The following is a 15,496-nucleotide window of genomic DNA, read 5'->3' as shown; positions in this document are numbered from 1 at the left end:
GCGAAATGTACTGAATCTTGTCGGGCAGCCCAGAGGGGCAAAAACACCGGCTAGAATTCGCCAAAAGACAACCGAGTCGAATCAAGATCACTCATGGCCCACGCCCTGCCCGATTCAATGTCGCGCCCCCAGGTGACCGACTCGCGCTATCGCGAGATGGTCTCGGCAGCGCTCGACCACATCTCGGAAGGCATCACGGTCTTCGATGCCGACCTGCGACTGGTCACCTGCAACCGGGCCTTTCTCGACCTGCTCGCCTTTCCCGACACGCTGGCCGTGCCGGGCACGCCCTTCGAAGCCTTCATCCGCCACAATGCCGAACGCGGGGAATACGGCCCGGGCGATATCGATGAACTGGTCGCCCGCCGGGTCGCCGACGCCGAAACCTTTCGCGCTCACGAGACCCGGCGTCGCCGGCCGGATGGCACCGTGCTGCTGATCCGCGGCTATCCGCTGCCCCACGCCGGCTTCATCACCCTGTATTCGGACATCACCGAACTGGAACAACAGCAAGCGGAATTCACCCAGCACCAGGCCACGCTCGAAGCGCATATTGCCGAACGCACCGAGGCCCTGACGCGCAGCAACCGCGAGCTGCGCGAAGCACTCGCCTACAAGCAGGAAATGTCCGTCGCCCTGCGCCATAGCGAATCACGCCTGCGCCAGATCACCGATACGATCCCGGCGCACATCGCGTACTTCGATCACAAGCGCGTCTATCGATACGCCAACAAGCGCTACGCCGAGTGGTTCGACCGCACGGTCGAAGCCATGGTGGATGCGCCGATCCCCGAGGTCATTGGACAGGCTCTGGCCGATGCGCTTGAAGCCCACATCAGCGCCTCGCTCGCCGGCGCCGAAGTCACCTACGAATACAGCAAGCTCGGCCCCGACGGCGCCCGGCTCTATGCCCGCAGCACCCTGCTGCCGGAGTTCGACGCCGACGGCAAGGTGCTCGGCTGCTTCGTTCATTCGGTGGACATCACCGACCAGCGCCGCACGCAGAACGCCCTCGCGCATGCACAGAAGATGGAAGCCATCGGCCAGCTCACCGGCGGCCTGGCACACGACTTCAACAACATGCTCACGGTGGTCATGGGCAATCTCACCGGCCTGCGCGATGCCATGCCCGAGGCCGAGGAGATCGAGGAATACGTGGTGCCTGCCATGTCGGCGGCCGAGGGCGGTGCTGCCCTCATCCAACGCCTGCTGACGTTCTCGCGCCAGCAAGCCAGCGAGCCGATGGAAGTCGAGGTCAATGCACTGGTCCTCGACATCGCCCGACTGATCCGCCGTTCGGTGCCCAGGTCGATTCAGGTGAGTACCCGCTCGCTCGACGACGACCTCATGACCCGCGCCGAACCGCACCAGCTGCAGAGCGCCATCCTCAACCTGGCCCTCAACGCCCGTGACGCCATGCCCAACGGCGGGCAGATCGACATCGAGTGCTCGCTGGAAACCCTCGACGGCCCGGCCGCCAACGATCTGGAAATCGCACCGGGCGAATACGTCCAGATCGCCGTCACCGACAACGGCACCGGTATCGACGGCAGCATCCTCGATCGTGTTTTCGAACCCTTCTTCACCACCAAGCGTTTCGGCATGGGCAGCGGCCTGGGCCTGTCGATGGTCTATGGCTTCGTCAAGCAGTCCGCGGGCGGGGTGCGCATCCGCAGCCGGCAGGCCGTGGGCACCACCGTGGCCCTGCTGTTGCCCAAGGTCGAGACATCACTGGCTGCCGCCCCGGCCTCATCGGCCAGTCAGCCGCAAACCGACATCGAGAACCTGCTGGTCCTGCTGGTCGAAGACCAGGCCAACGTGCGCAAGGTGGTGCGCCAGCATCTGGCGGTACTGGGCTGTCACGTTCTCGAAGCCGAGAACGGCAACGAAGCGGCCGACATCATCGAACGAGTCCCGGCCATCGGCCTGGTGCTGAGCGACGTGGTCATGCCCGGCGGCATGAACGGGCTTGATCTGGTGCGATTCACCCGGCGGCTGAGACCCAGCCTGCCCCTGTTGCTCATGAGCGGCTATGCTGAACACCAGCACACCGAAGACGACGACCGCCTGACCCGCGTGCTGCCCAAACCATTCAGCCGTCTGCAGCTGCGCGATGCCTTGCAGGCGGTGCTCGGCGCCGACGCCCCCACCTGGCAACGGGAGACCCAATGAGCCAGTGCCCGATGCCGCTGGTGTTCGTGGTCGACGACGATCCCGGCGTCTCTCAGCTCATTGAACGCGCGCTGCACAAGTACGATTTCCGCTGCCGCTGCTTCGACACCGGGGGCGCCTTTCTCCGGCAGCTGCGCAGCGAATCGCCGGATCTGGTCATCCTCGATCTGCAATTGCCGGACATGGACGCCCTGCAGATCGTCGGCCCCCTGCGCGCCGAGCACCGCTTCGGCCTGATGATCGTCACCGGTCGCGACGACTCGCACGACCGGGTGCTGGGTCTCGAGATGGGCGCGGACGACTATGTGACCAAACCCTTCGAGCCGCGCGAACTGATTGCCCGTGTGCGCAGCGTGATCCGCCGCTACCAGGGCGCCCCCAGCCCTGAACTCAAGCCAGAACAGTGCGCCGAATTCGCCGGCTGGCGCTTCGACCTCTCCACCTACCTGTTGGTGAGCCCCTCGGGCGAAGAAACGAACCTCAGTCAGGCCGAGGCGCAATTGTTGCGGGTGATGCTCGAACACCCCAACCAGATCCTGTCGCGCGACCAGTTGCTCGACGGGCGCAACGTCACCGCGCTCGATCGCAGCATCGACCTGCGCGTCTCGCGCCTCCGGCGCCGCTTCGAAGAAGACCCGCAGCACGCAAAGATCATCAAGACCGTGTACGGCGCCGGCTACCTGTTCTCGGCCAACGTCACCTGGAGCTGAGCACGCCGGGCGGTATTCAGCGCACCGCGAGACGCCACAGGCTCGTCACCTCTTTCGCACGCGCTGCATGCAAGGGGTCGTTCGCATCACTCGCTTTGCCATGCCCGGGTCGGGTGTCGACCCGATCAATGACGCGCAAGCCCGCCGCGTCGATCCAGCCCATCAAGGTCTCGCGTGTGCGCAGGCCCAGATGCTCGCCCAGGTCGGACAGAATCAACCAGCCCTCCCCACCCGGCGCAAGGTGCATCCCCAGCCCTTCAAGAAAACCCCTGAGCATCCGGCTGTCGGGGTCATAGACCGCCGCCTCCACGGCCGAGGTGGGCTTGGCCGGCACCCATGGCGGATTGCACACGACGAGAGAGGCCTGCCCCTCGGGAAACAGGTCAGCCCGCTCCAGCCGCACCTGCTCCGCCAGCCCCAGCCGGGAAAGATTATCGGCAGCACAGGCGAGCGCGCGATCACTCGTATCGGTGGCCACCACCTGTCTGACCCCGCGCCGCGCCAGCACGGCCGCGAGCACGCCGGTCCCGGTGCCGACATCGAACGCCAGGTCCGTGGCCGGCAGCGGCGCCTCGGCCACCAACGTTACATACTCGCCGCGCACGGGTGAGAACACACCGTGCACCGGGTGGATCCGGGCGCCCAGCGCCGGCACCTCAACGCCCTTGAGCTGCCACTGATGCGCGCCGACCGCACCCAGCAATTCACGCAGCGACACCACCAGCGGTTGGTCGGACACACCCCACGCGGCAAGACAGGCATCGGCCACCTCGGGCGCGCGCCTGAGCTCGATGCGGTAGTCCGCCGTCATGGGCACGAGCAGTTGCCCCAGTGTGCGTGCCCGTTGGGCCTGGGCCTGCCGATACAGATGGAAGGCATGCGGGAAGAGCGGGGCCTCGCCGTCGGCCGGCTTGCGCTTCTTTCGATCCACGCGCCGCCCCATCGCACTGAGCAACTGGCGGGCATTCTGAAAATCGCCCTGCCAGAGCAGTGCCGTGCCCTCGCAGGCCAGCCGCCAGGCCTCATCAGCGCGCATTTCGTCGCCGACCACCTGCACGCGTTTGGGCGGAGGCAAGCCGGCCGCCGATTGCCAGCGGGCATGATGCTCGCCGGCCCCGTCGGTCCAGTTCAACTCGGAAAATTCGCTCACGATCCATGCCCCGCACAATGCAAACGCGCATTCTACAGGGCCGGCATCCAGGCGCCGCAAGACCGCTCTCGACCCGGGAACGCCGGGGAACCAGCATCGTGTCAGCGCGGCGAGCCCAAATCCCTCCGTCGTGCCGAGTCGTCCGGATGTCCTGCAGAAAAAGCGGTTTCGCTGTCTGGGCCCCAACGGGGCGAGTTGGCGAAGCCGCCTGCCGGGCGTTCGGGCAGCGAGGGGAGCCCGCAGGGCCACGACAGCGGGACGCGCTTCTTTGCCTACTTTCTTGCGCGCCAAGAAAGTAGGTCGCCCCTCAGGGCGAAAGCCGCAGCCAAACAAGAATGAAATGGTGTTTCGACTCAGCATTGAACTGATGGGTGAGGTCGTTCAGGTATGAACAGCCATTGGCCGGGTTTCGCCCCGGCGGGCGCCGTACTTTCTTGCTTGTGCAAGAAAGTAAGCAAAGAAGCACAGCCCATGATCGCGTCGCCTGGCGGCGATGCCCAATCGCCAAACCCCGGTGGCGGCGTGCTTCGCCAACTCGCCCTTCGGGCTCAGACAGCGAAGCCCGTGTTTCCGCCCCCGGGGCTTGTCGATTGGCGCTCTCGAGGGCGGAGCGGGCGTGCCATTCTGGTGGGACTGTAGCCCGGCCGAGCGCAGCGACGACGGGATCATCCTTCCAGATCGGAAATGCGTTTCAGGTTGGCACGTCCCCAATCCCTCTGTCGTGCCGAGTCGTCCGAATGATCAGCAGAAAAAGTGACTTCGCTGTCTGAGCCCGCAGGGCGAGTTGGCGAAGTCACCTGCTGAGCGTTCGGGCAGCGAGGGCAGCCCGAAGGGCCACGAAAAGCGGGATGCGTCTCTTTGCCTACTTTCTTGCGCGCCAAGAAAGTAGGTCGCCCCTCAGGGCGAAACCAGCGGCATAACGAGATTGGAATGATGTTCCGATTCAACACTGAACTCATGCGTGACGTAGTGCAGAGATGAATCGCCATCGGCCGGGTTTCGCCCCGGCGGGCGCCGCACCTTCTTGCTTGTGCAAGAAAGTGCGCAAAGAAGCACAGCCCACGGTCGCGTCGCCTTCGGCGATGCCCAACCGCCAACCCCCGGTGGCGGCGTGCTTCGCCAACTCGCCCTCTCGGGCTCAAACAGCGAAGCCCGTTGATCCGCCCCCGGCACTTGACGATTGGCGCGATCGAGGGCGCAGCGGACCGTGCCATTGTGGTGGGGGCGTAGCCCGGCCGAGCGCAGCGACGACGGGATCATCCTTCCAGATCGGAAATGCGTTTCAGGTTGGCACGTCCCCAATCCCTCTGTCGTGCCGAGTCGTCCGAATGATCAGCAGAAAAAGTGACTTCGCTGTCTGAGCCCGCAGGGCGAGTTGGCGAAGTCACCTGCTGAGCGTTCGGGCAGCGAGGGGAGCCCGAAGGGCCACGAAAAGCGGGATGCGTCTCTTTGCCTACTTTCTTGCGCGCCAAGAAAGTAGGTCGCCCCTCAGGGCGAAACCAGCGGCATAACGAGATTGAAATGGTGTTCCGATTCAACACTGAACTCATGCGTGACGTAGTGCAGAGATGAATCGCCATCGGCCGGGGTGAGACCAGCACCGCAACGGTACCGGCCACGCCTTCGCGAGCGAGCAAAAAAAAGCCCGCGGGCAGCGGGCTTGAAACGAGAGCGAGGAAAATCTCCGAAACGAATCAGGCGCTCTTCTTGATGCCAGCCTGCGCAGCCTGCTCGTCCTCGATCAGGCGCTTCAGATGCCGACGCACCTTCACCGGCGCCACATCGTTGCTCATGAGCACCGGGCTCAGACCGAACAGGTCATCCGTCCCCATTTCCTCATGCACGGCATCCAGGATCGGGCCGTCTTCGGTCATGAAGGCATCGTGCATGGCCTGGATCTTCATGGTGTTGTACTCGCCGTCTTCCTCGATATGGTTGCGGCGTGTCGCAAAGAAGTAGTGGGTGGTGTCGGCGGTTTCCGGTGTGCAGGTGTGCAGGTCGTACTGGCCGACACAGTGTTCCAGATCAAGCGCGCCCGGCCCCTGGATGGCGCCGACGGAGAGCTGGATGTTGGCCGGCGCGGCCCAGGTGATGTCGAAGAAGTGGCGTGCCTCAGCGTCCGGGTCGGGCAGGAACTGGTTGAAGATGAGCATGGCCGGTTGCTGCGCCCACTCCCAGCGCGCCTCGACCGTCGCGGCCGTTTCACGCAGTTGCGGCACCAGCGGCGAGAGTTTGCCGCGGGTGGTGATGATCTCGCCGTGCACATGGTCGATGTGGGACAGGTCCATCACGTTGTCGAGAATGAGCTGGTAGTTGGCCTTGGGGTACATGTAGGTGTAGGCCACACCGTTTTCATGACCCTCGTCCAGCGGACTGTAGTCGGGGATGGTCGCCGGGTCGGCCGCTTCGTTGCCCATCCAGATCCACAGGAACCCATAGCGCTCGACGAGCGGGAAACTGCGGGTGCGCGCGGCCTCGGGGATCTTCTGGTTGCCGTGCGGGTTGTGGGTGCACTTGCCGGTACAGTCGAACTTCAGACCATGGTAGGGACACACCACCGTGTCCCCTTCGCGCCGGCCCATCGACAGGGGCACAAAACGGTGCGGGCACCGGTCATGCAGCGCAACGGCAGTGCCGTCTTCCGTGCGATAGATGAGCACCGAGGTATTGAGGATCTTGCGTTTGAACAGGGCCTCGCCATCGACCTCGCTCGACAGCGCGGCCACATACCAGGTGTTCATCAGAAAGGGTTGCGGGTTTTCCATGGGTGTCTCCTCTTTGGTTTATTTGTGAATGCAATGGGGTGTGCGGCATGTCAGCGCGGCACATCGACCACCAGCCGGGGGCTGAGTGATCGCGAGCAACACGGGGTGAATTGATCGTTGGCGGCCTTCTCGGCCTCGGTGAAATACATGTCGTGGTGATCGGGCGTGCCATCGAGCACACGCATAGCGCAAGTCCCGCAGATACCTTGCTCGCACGAAAGCGGCACATCGACACCCGCTGCGATCAGCGCCTGGGCAACCGACTGATCCGGTTGGACCGCAACCAGCGGGCCGTCAATACCGAGCTGGATTTCGAACGCGGCGCCATCGACCACGGGCGCCGGGGCGGAAAAGCTCTCGAAATGGATGTTGTCGTCGCGCCACCCCTTGGCGCGCAGCGTGCCGACCACATGGTCGATGAAGCCCGCCGGCCCACACACATAGGCATGCACCCCGGGGTCGGCTGTGGGCAGTACGCCCTCGGCGTCGAAACGCTCCAGCGGCGGCGCGTCGTCGGTGTAGAAACGCGATCTGACGGCATAAGGAGCATCGGTAATGCGGTCGCGGAAGGCCATCCGGTCGGCACTGCGCCCGCAGTAGTGCAACTCGAAGGAGCGGTCTTCACGATTGAGGGTTTCGGCCATGGCCAGGATCGGCGTCACGCCGATACCGCCGGCCAGCAAGATGGCGTGGCGCCCTTCGACCAGCGGGAACAGGTTTCGCGGCCGGCCGATGCGCAGCACATCGCCTTCGCACACCTGCTCGTGCACGGCGCGAGATCCCCCCCGGCCCGAGGCCTCCAGGAGCACCCCCAGGGCGTATCGATCGCGCTGCGCCGGATCGTTGCACAGGGAGTATTGCCGGACGATATCGCCGGGCAAGGCAAGGTCGATATGGGCACCCGCCTCGAAGGGGGGCAGCTCACCCCCGTCGGGCCGGCGCAACTCGAGATAGGCAATGTTCTGGGCGGCGGGATGCTTGCGGTGAACAGTCACCTCGATCCAGTCGTCCGCCAATACCGTATCGGTGGCTTGCGTCATGTTTGTCTCCGTTGGGCCTGGGCTTTTCGCTCAGTGCCGGTTTTTGTATTGAGTAAATAGCAACCGATGTGCCAGAAATCTCGACATTTATAACCATCTGTTTTTTCGGTTACTTTTCCTCCTCCAAGAAACGAAAAACCCGGAACGCCCGGGAACTTTCTTCATTTGACAAACCCTTCACCAGAGCACATCCTCCATTTCACGAAACACGAACGGGAAGGATGATGAGCGCACGGCCACGACGCACCGGCGAACCGCTGGGCATGAGCGAAGATGTCCACAGTCGGGGCCTGATCGACCAACTGCATTTTTCGCCCGACACCGGCCACATCCGGCTGCTCGAGCAGCGCATGCTGCTCATGCACGCGGAGTCCTTCGCCGCCCTGCGTCACGAACTCATCACCCTCCTGGGCATCGACAAGGCGCGCGAGCTCATCACCCGGCTGGGCTACCAACAGGGTTTCGAGGACGGACACCGGGTGCGCGACGCCGGCATCGGCCAGGGCATCGAGGGGCTGAATCTGGGGCCACGCCTGCGGGAAATCGAGGGCTTCGTGCGCAACCAGCCCAACGAAACCATGCGCTATGACATCGAACAGGGCGAGTTCTTCGGCGACTACCATTGGCGCGCCTCCTGGGAGGCCGAAGCGCATCTTCGTCACCATGGCGTCAGTGGCAGCCCGGCGTGCTGGATGATGGTCGGCTACGCCGACGGCTTCTGTACCGCCTATACCGGCATGCCCATCCACTGGCAGGAAACCGAGTGCGTTGCCATGGGCCATGCCCAGTGCCGCGTGATCGGCAAGCCCCTGGCCGAGTGGCCCAGAGAGGAAGCCGGTCATGCTCACTTCCTGCAGATCGACACCTTCGTCGATTCGCTGGCGGGCGCACGACACCGGCACGGCGACCGGGTTCAGGACCTCGAAGGCTTCGTGGGCGCTTCGGCCGGCTTCAACAATGTCGCCCGACTGGTGCGCAAGGTTGCCCCGACCGATTCGACGGTGCTGTTCAAGGGCGAAAGCGGCGTGGGCAAGGAGTGTTTCGCGCGCGCCCTGCACTCCATCAGCCCGCGGTCGGGCGGACCGATGATCTCCATCAACTGCGCAGCGATTCCCAAAGAGCTGGTCGAGGCCGAACTGTTCGGCGTCGAGCGCGGCGCCTTCACCGGGGCGGATGTCACCCGGCCCGGCCGCTTCGAACGCGCCGCTGGCGGCACGCTCTTTCTCGACGAAGTCGCCAGCCTGTCCCTGTCCGCCCAGGGCAAGGTGCTCAGAGCGATTCAGGAGCGGGAATTCGAACGGGTCGGCGGCACGGAGGTGCGAAAGGCCGACGTGCGCATTGTCGCGGCGGCCAACCAGGACCTGTGGGCGGAGGTGGAAGCCGGCCGCTTCCGGCGCGATCTGTTCTTCCGCCTCAATGTGTTTCCGATCGAAATCCCCCCGCTCAAGGAGCGCCGGGAAGACATTCCCCTGCTCACTGCCCTCTTCCTGGAACGCAGCATGGCCCGATGCCGCAAACAGGTACGCGGGCTATCGACCAGCGCCTACAACGCCTTGTGGAACTACGACTGGCCGGGCAACGTCCGCGAGCTTGAGAACATGATCGAGCGCGGCGTCATTCTGGCCGAGGACGACGGCGTGATCGATGTCCAGCATCTGTTTGCCGGCGGCGAGAAGCTGCAGGACGGCGCCTTCAACCTCGGCCCGGGCGGCCGTCTCGTGCCCGAACAGAGTGAACATCAGCCGAGTTCTGCCGAGGAAGCCATCGTTGATCAGCTCCTCGACGAGGGCGTCTCGTTCGAACAGATCGAAAGCCTCGTCCTGTCACGCGCGCTCCAGCGCAGCGGTGGCAACGTCTCAGCCACGGCACGTCTGCTCGATCTGAAGCGCGGGCAGGTCGAATACCGCTTGCGGCGGACCCAACGCTAACGCCCATCATCAAGGGCAGATTCCCGCAGTTCGACCGGCGCCTCCAACCCCGGGCCAGTCCAACACCCATCTTTTCGGATGGCGCCCTCCCGGCGCGTCTCCTCGATAGTCAATCTGCGAAGACAAAGAGCTTCGCGACACGACATAAAACCAACAGGAGACTCCCATGAATCACAACGCTCGCATTCCAGCATCCCGCTATCCAGAGCGCCACCGCGTCCCCCATCACCGTCCGCTTCCCACTTGACCGCCTCCGCGCAGTCAACGCCCCGCTAACCACGTCCGGGCGCCCCTCCGGACAGCAGACCGCCTTCCACCCAAACCCTTGTGGAGAGACAGATGAAAGGGACTCTTCAGCGTGCGCTCACGCTTTCGCTCATGACCGGCATTTCCGGCGCCGTGCTCGCGGAGCCGATCAGCGATGCCGTTATCGACCAAGCCTTCCATACCTACCGCGATAGCGTACCCAGCTCGCCCAACGTGAAACCGGGCATGACCATTTCGAGCTCGAACGTCGATCAGGTCAAACAGGCACTCAACCCGGCCATGTTCGACCTGGTCAAGGCCGGCGATCTGGAAATCGCCGTCGGCAAGACCTTCGACTTCACCTTGCACGACAAGTACATCGCGGCGACCCGTAATAACGCCGGACAGGTCACCCTGACACAGGGGCAAATGCCTGAAAACTACATCTCCGGCCGACCGTTCCCCCAGGCCCCCGACATCAACGACCCACTCGCTGGCGAAAAGCTGGCGTGGAACTTTCAATACGGTCGCGTCTGGGGTGATCTGGGCTGTCTGGAACCGTTCATCTGGGACTTCCGCAACTACGACTCCGGCAACGTGGAACGCACCATCACCTTTGATCGGTTCTGTTTCAAGCGCTACGCCTTCAGAACGGTAGATGAACCCACGCCGGACTTCGAACCCAATCCATCGCAGTTGTACCGGGGCGCCTACATTCGCGTCAGCGAGCCGGAAGACATCAAGGACACCCAGCTCCTGATCCAGAAGTACAAGGACGACGCAAAGCTGACCGACGCCTACCTCTATCTGGGTTTCCAGCGTCGCGTGCGGCGCCTTGCCACGGGCCAGACCACGGACTCATTCCTGGGCTCTGATCTGATGATCGAAGACTTCGAGGGGTACAACGGGCGCATTTCCGATTACAACTGGACCTACAAAGGCACCACCGCCATGCTCCAGCCTTTCTGGGACCGGAACGAGGTTGCCAACAAGGGCAAGGAGCATAAGTTCCGGGAACCGGACGGCAGCACGTGGGAATACACCTCCTTTGCAGGCCGTGGCAGCTGTCATGTCGATGCGCCATTCCAGCTTCGCACCACCTACATCGTTGAGGCCACTCCCAAAGACCCCAACCACCCGATCGGCAAACGCGTCATGTACATCGACGCGCAGACCAACGAGATCCCGATCACCGAGATCTATGATCGGAAAGGCAACTTGTGGAAGCTGTGGGTGATCGGCTGGGTCCATCCCGATCGGGGCGCTCACCCCGGCGCTGCGGGCACCGGCTCTGACATCGGTGATTCGTTCTCGATGATCGATCTGCAGTCCCGACATTGCACCACGGGCTCGTTCCGCGGTCGGGTTGGCCCGGATCTGGCACCCGAACAACTGTTCAGTGTTCAGAACCTGCGCGGAAACGACTGATTCTCCCCCGCCGCCGCGCGCCCGATCCACTCGGGTGCGTGGCGTTTTTTGTGCGTGCAAACGAAAGAAAACCTCACACCCCCCGAGCACTAGCTATTGACCAATCAGCACACGACTTGGAATATATCCAAAGACATAAAGCGTGGCCCATGAGCCGAGCAGACAAGGGAGACACCTGGGATGAACCGTACAGAGGGCTTCACACAGACGGCAGAACCCCCCACCCGGAGCGCGGCGGACCGCCCCCTGCGGCATGCGGCAGACGCGCCCGATGCCCAGCGCCCGCCTTTACTCCAGACCAAACTCTCGCCGCCGAGCAACACGCGCAAGCTACTGCCTCGCGCCCAGCTGCAGGCACGCATCGCCGGCGCACTCACACGCCAATTGTTACTGGTCAGCGCCCCCGCCGGATACGGCAAGACCAGCACGCTGGTGCAAGTACACGAATGCCTTGGTGATCAGGGCCTGAAGCCGGCCTGGCTCAGCCTGGACCAGGAAGACAACGATTTCACCCATTTTCTTGCCTACGTCGTTTTTACCATTCGACGCCAGCATCCCGACTTCGGGCACGGCTGCAACGCCTTGCTCAATTCCGGCGTGTATGTCCCACCGCATGTGTTGCGCAACACGTTCATCAACGATCTGCACGCGTATCGGCAGGACATCTATCTGTTTCTCGATGACTATCATCTGGTCACCGCGCCCGAGGTGCTCGACGCGATCAATGCGGCACTGACCGCACCGCTTGAGCATCTGCACCTGCTGGTCTCATCTCGGCACATGGACAACCTGCCGGTGAGTCGTCTGCGGACAACCGATGCTGTCGAGGTCATCGAAGCCACCGACCTGAGTTTTTCGGTGGCCGAAGCCCGCGATTTCATCGCCCAGCTCAGCATCTCGGGGCTCTCGGAGGATCAGGCCCGCCGGCTGTGCGAACGCACCGAAGGCTGGGCCACCGGATTGCAGATGGCCGCGATCGCCATGCGCGGCAAAGCCAACCTCGAAGAGTTTCTGAATGATTTCTCCGGTAAGCATCGCAACATTGCCGACTTTCTGATCGATGAGGTTTTTGCCTCCCAGCGGCCGGAAATTCAGGATTTCCTGCTGCAGACATCGATCCTGAACCGCTTCAACGTCTCACTGTGCAACGCCGTCACCGAGCGCGAAGACAGTCGCGCCATGCTCGATGAACTCGAGCGGGTGAACCTGTTCGTCTTTGCGCTGGACGCAGATCAACACTGGTACCGATACCACCACCTTTTTGCGCAACTGTTGCGCAAACGCCTCCAGGAGCAGGACCCGAACCTGGTCAGCATTCTGCATCTTCGCGCCAGCGAATGGGCCGCGCTCCATGATCTCGGTTTCGAAGCGGTCGAGCACGCGTTTGCCGGTGGCGACGCGGACCGGGCGGCCAGCCTGCTCGATCGTTTCAGCGCGCGACTGTTTGCCCGTGGCCAGACCGCAGCGCTGACCGGCTTCACCTCGCGCCTTTCGCGTGACGTTCTGGCCCGCCTGCCCCGACTGCAGCTCGATCTGGCCTGGTATTTCGAACTGTGCTGGCGCTTTCCCGAAGCGCAGGAAGCGCTCAACCTCGTGCGCACCGAGCTGGAACGCCGCTACGCCGAAGAATCGGAACACGACGCGAGCGAACACAGATATCTGCAATCCGAGCTGGCCCACCGCGAGATGATGCTAGCCCTGTTCTCGGACGACATGCTGACCACTCGAGTGAAGGCACGCGAATGGCTTGAAACGGACCAGACCAAGGAACCGTTCATGCGCGGTTCGACTGGTACCGCCATGTTGTTCGCCAATCGGGAGCAATACAAATGCGAGGGTACGGCGGCCGCGGCAAAGACGCTGTCGGATGTCTTCCGGGACAGCGGTGCGCTCTTCGGCATCACCTTTCACGAGTCGGTGGTCGGTAGCACATTCTTCTTGCGCGGCGATCTGGATGACGCCGCCGCGGCCTTCGCGAGCGGCCGGGACACAGCGCGAAAACTCCACGGTGAGGGCTCCCCCCTGTTCTCGATGCCGACCATGTTGCTCGCCGAGGTCAGGTACGAACAGAACCGATGCGATGAAGCCCGCCAACTGATCGAGGGCCAGGACATTGCCTCGGAACTGGGATTCATCGACAAGCTGGTGGCGGGCTTCGTCACCCGCTCCCGCCTCGCGGTGCTGGGTGGCGATTTTCACGATGCTGCGCGTTTACTTGAGGACGGGACCTACATTGCCGACAAGTACGGGTTCGATCGACTTCACGCCCATTTGCTCAACGAACGCATTCGGCAGTTGCTCACGCTGGGGCATATTCGCGAAGCCATCGACGTATCACGTGAGCCACGTTATCGGGCTTTGCTCGAAGAACGACTGACACCGGGTGATCGCACGACAACCAAGCACGAGTTGCTGGCCCTGGCGATGGCACGCCTGTATCTGGAGACGGGCCGTGAGACCGAAGCGGCCAATCTGCTCAAGCAATGGCACGCCTTCATCAGCTCGCGGCGATGCGGTCGGCCCCTCATTCGCGTATCGCTCCTGCTTGCAAAGGCACGGCTGGCGCTCAACGACAAACTGGCCGCACAGCGGCTGGCCGTCGACGCGCTGCAGGCGGGCGAGCGTGGCGGCTTTGTTCGCAGCTTCGTGGACGAAGGGCTGGCCATCATGGAACTGCTGCGCAGCATCGCGAGCATGGACCCTTCCGTGCAGCCCTTCTCCCAATCCTATCTTCAGCGCCTGATCGAAGCGGGTACCGGATCGAAGGCCCCGTCGGACATCCCGGTGACCCCCGAAACAACACTGGAACGGATCGACGTGGCCAATATCGGCAACCGGGAAATTCAGATTCTCAGTCTTGGTTCGCGTGGCATGGCGAACCGGGATATCGCTGAAACGCTGTTTCTGGCCGAAAGTACGGTCAAGTGGTACTGGCAACGGATCTTCGACCGATTCGAGGTTCGGCGCCGATCCGATGCCATCAAGCGGGCACGTGGTCTGGGATGGATTCAATAATCAAAGGTCGAGCACGATCCGGTCGGACAGCGCCCGCGATACGCAGATGAGCATCTGATCGTTGGCGTCCCGCTCCGCTTGGGTGAGCACGCAATCTCGGTGTTCCGGCGTGCCCTCCAGCACCCCGGTACGGCAGGTCGCGCACAGCCCCTCCCGACACGCCGCGGGCACCAGCGCGCCATGTGCCTCCAGCACCTGGAGAATCGACTTGCCCGGCGGCACCGGATAGCACGCGCCCGTGCTGGCCACGACAACATCGAAGGCCTTCTCGGGTGCCGACGGCAGATCCGGGGCTGAAAACCATTCGAAATGCACACTCTCCGGCGTCCGGTCGACAGCAGCCTCCTTGACTGCCTCCATCAACGGCGTCGGGCCGCAGCAGTAGATGTGGGCCTCCTGCGGCGTTTGCGCCACGATGCCGGCTGCTGCCATTGGCGCCCCACCGGCTTCGTCGTCGAAATGGAAGTGACATCGATCCGCAAAGTTGTTGCTGAGCACTTCATAGAATGCGGCACGCTGACGACTGCGCACGGCGTAGTGCAACGTCCACGGGCGACCACGGCCCTCGCACGCCTGAATCATCGACAGGATCGGCGTGATGCCGATACCACCGGCGATGAAGACACATGGCGCATTGCTCTGGTCGAGCGGAAAGTTGTTGCGTGGGGACGAGGTGACGAGTTCCATGCCCACCCGTACGTGCTGATGGATATGGGTTGACCCACCCCGGCCCTCGCGCATCCGGCCCACCGCAATACAGTAGCGATCCCGGTCGGCGGGGTCGTTGCATAGTGAGTAATGCCGCGCCATTGCGCCGGGTAACTGCAGCTCGAGATGCGCACCCGCCTCAAAGGCAGGCAAGGCGCCCTGATCACGGGCGCGCAGTTCGATCCGCAGAATGTCGTACGCCTCGCAGGTCACCTCGGTCACCACCAGCCGCAACTGATCCCTGGACATTTGATTTTGCATATTCAATTCCATTGAGGATATAGATCGGTCGGTCATGCCCCGCTGCCTGTCTGATCGTGGCAGCGGGGTCATG

9 protein-coding genes are annotated in these 15,496 nt (G+C 63.2%); 5 read left to right on the top strand and 4 right to left on the bottom strand.

The window, feature by feature from the left end; translation table 11 throughout:
* Positions 1-93: 93 nt before the first annotated feature.
* Both J0W34_RS09680 and J0W34_RS09675 read left to right on the top strand, forming a co-directional pair.
* Positions 94-2,172, top strand: coding sequence for a PAS-domain containing protein (locus J0W34_RS09680; RefSeq protein WP_230971527.1), 2,079 nt, complete (start codon positions 94-96; stop codon positions 2,170-2,172).
* Positions 2,169-2,882: a response regulator gene (locus J0W34_RS09675; protein ID WP_230971526.1), complete on the top strand. Its 714-nt coding sequence runs from the start codon at positions 2,169-2,171 to the stop codon at positions 2,880-2,882. The genes J0W34_RS09680 and J0W34_RS09675 overlap by 4 nt, the downstream gene beginning before the upstream one ends.
* Positions 2,883-2,898: 16 nt before the next feature.
* Here J0W34_RS09675 and J0W34_RS09670 read toward each other — a convergent pair whose 3' ends face one another.
* The 3 genes from J0W34_RS09670 to J0W34_RS09660 all read right to left on the bottom strand — a co-directional run bounded on the left by J0W34_RS09670 (position 2,899) and on the right by J0W34_RS09660 (position 7,837).
* Positions 2,899-4,032 (bottom strand): methyltransferase, encoded by a 1,134-nt coding sequence (locus J0W34_RS09670; RefSeq protein ID WP_230971525.1) that lies wholly within the window; start codon positions 4,030-4,032, stop codon positions 2,899-2,901.
* 1,694 nt (positions 4,033-5,726) lie between these two features.
* Positions 5,727-6,797 carry an aromatic ring-hydroxylating dioxygenase subunit alpha gene (locus J0W34_RS09665; RefSeq protein WP_230971524.1) on the bottom strand — a complete coding sequence of 357 codons (1,071 nt, stop codon included), beginning with the start codon at positions 6,795-6,797 and terminating at the stop codon, positions 5,727-5,729.
* A gap of 50 nt (positions 6,798-6,847) precedes the next feature.
* Entirely contained in the window at positions 6,848-7,837 is a 990-nt protein-coding gene (locus tag J0W34_RS09660; RefSeq protein WP_230971523.1) for a PDR/VanB family oxidoreductase, read from the bottom strand.
* Between the two features lie 221 nt (positions 7,838-8,058).
* Here J0W34_RS09660 and J0W34_RS09655 point away from each other — a divergent pair, with 221 nt between their 5' ends.
* The 3 genes from J0W34_RS09655 to J0W34_RS09645 all read left to right on the top strand — a co-directional run bounded on the left by J0W34_RS09655 (position 8,059) and on the right by J0W34_RS09645 (position 14,454).
* Positions 8,059-9,765, top strand: coding sequence for a sigma-54-dependent Fis family transcriptional regulator (locus tag J0W34_RS09655; protein ID WP_230971522.1), 1,707 nt, complete (start codon positions 8,059-8,061; stop codon positions 9,763-9,765).
* 339 nt (positions 9,766-10,104) lie between these two features.
* Positions 10,105-11,439 (top strand): DUF1329 domain-containing protein, encoded by a 1,335-nt coding sequence (locus J0W34_RS09650; RefSeq protein WP_230971521.1) that lies wholly within the window; start codon positions 10,105-10,107, stop codon positions 11,437-11,439.
* Positions 11,440-11,619: 180 nt separating this feature from the next.
* Positions 11,620-14,454, top strand: a complete 2,835-nt coding sequence (locus J0W34_RS09645) for a LuxR C-terminal-related transcriptional regulator (RefSeq protein ID WP_230971520.1) — start codon at positions 11,620-11,622, stop codon at positions 14,452-14,454.
* On the opposite strand, the gene J0W34_RS09640 is transcribed toward J0W34_RS09645, so the two are convergent.
* Positions 14,455-15,423 carry a PDR/VanB family oxidoreductase gene (locus J0W34_RS09640; RefSeq protein ID WP_230971519.1) on the bottom strand — a complete coding sequence of 323 codons (969 nt, stop codon included), beginning with the start codon at positions 15,421-15,423 and terminating at the stop codon, positions 14,455-14,457. It lies immediately after the preceding gene.
* Positions 15,424-15,496 lie beyond the last annotated feature (73 nt).

It is taken from the genome of Nitrogeniibacter aestuarii (assembly GCF_017309585.1).
GTDB classification, from domain to species: Bacteria; Pseudomonadota; Gammaproteobacteria; order Burkholderiales; family Rhodocyclaceae; genus Nitrogeniibacter; species Nitrogeniibacter aestuarii.
The sequence above is the reverse complement of the archived record's forward strand: the minus strand, read 5'-3'. Positions and strand labels throughout refer to the sequence as shown.

Excerpts from the sequence above, each read along its gene's own strand:
- J0W34_RS09655 (WP_230971522.1), top strand. The coding sequence starts at position 8,059 with ATGATGAGCGCACGGCCACGACGCACCGGCGAACCGCTGGGCATGAGC.
- J0W34_RS09665 (WP_230971524.1), bottom strand. The coding sequence starts at position 6,797 with ATGGAAAACCCGCAACCCTTTCTGATGAACACCTGGTATGTGGCCGCG.
- J0W34_RS09645 (WP_230971520.1), top strand. The coding sequence starts at position 11,620 with ATGAACCGTACAGAGGGCTTCACACAGACGGCAGAACCCCCCACCCGG.
- J0W34_RS09680 (WP_230971527.1), top strand. The coding sequence starts at position 94 with ATGGCCCACGCCCTGCCCGATTCAATGTCGCGCCCCCAGGTGACCGAC.
- J0W34_RS09640 (WP_230971519.1), bottom strand. The coding sequence starts at position 15,423 with ATGCAAAATCAAATGTCCAGGGATCAGTTGCGGCTGGTGGTGACCGAG.
- J0W34_RS09660 (WP_230971523.1), bottom strand. The coding sequence starts at position 7,837 with ATGACGCAAGCCACCGATACGGTATTGGCGGACGACTGGATCGAGGTG.
- J0W34_RS09675 (WP_230971526.1), top strand. The coding sequence starts at position 2,169 with ATGAGCCAGTGCCCGATGCCGCTGGTGTTCGTGGTCGACGACGATCCC.
- J0W34_RS09650 (WP_230971521.1), top strand. The coding sequence starts at position 10,105 with ATGAAAGGGACTCTTCAGCGTGCGCTCACGCTTTCGCTCATGACCGGC.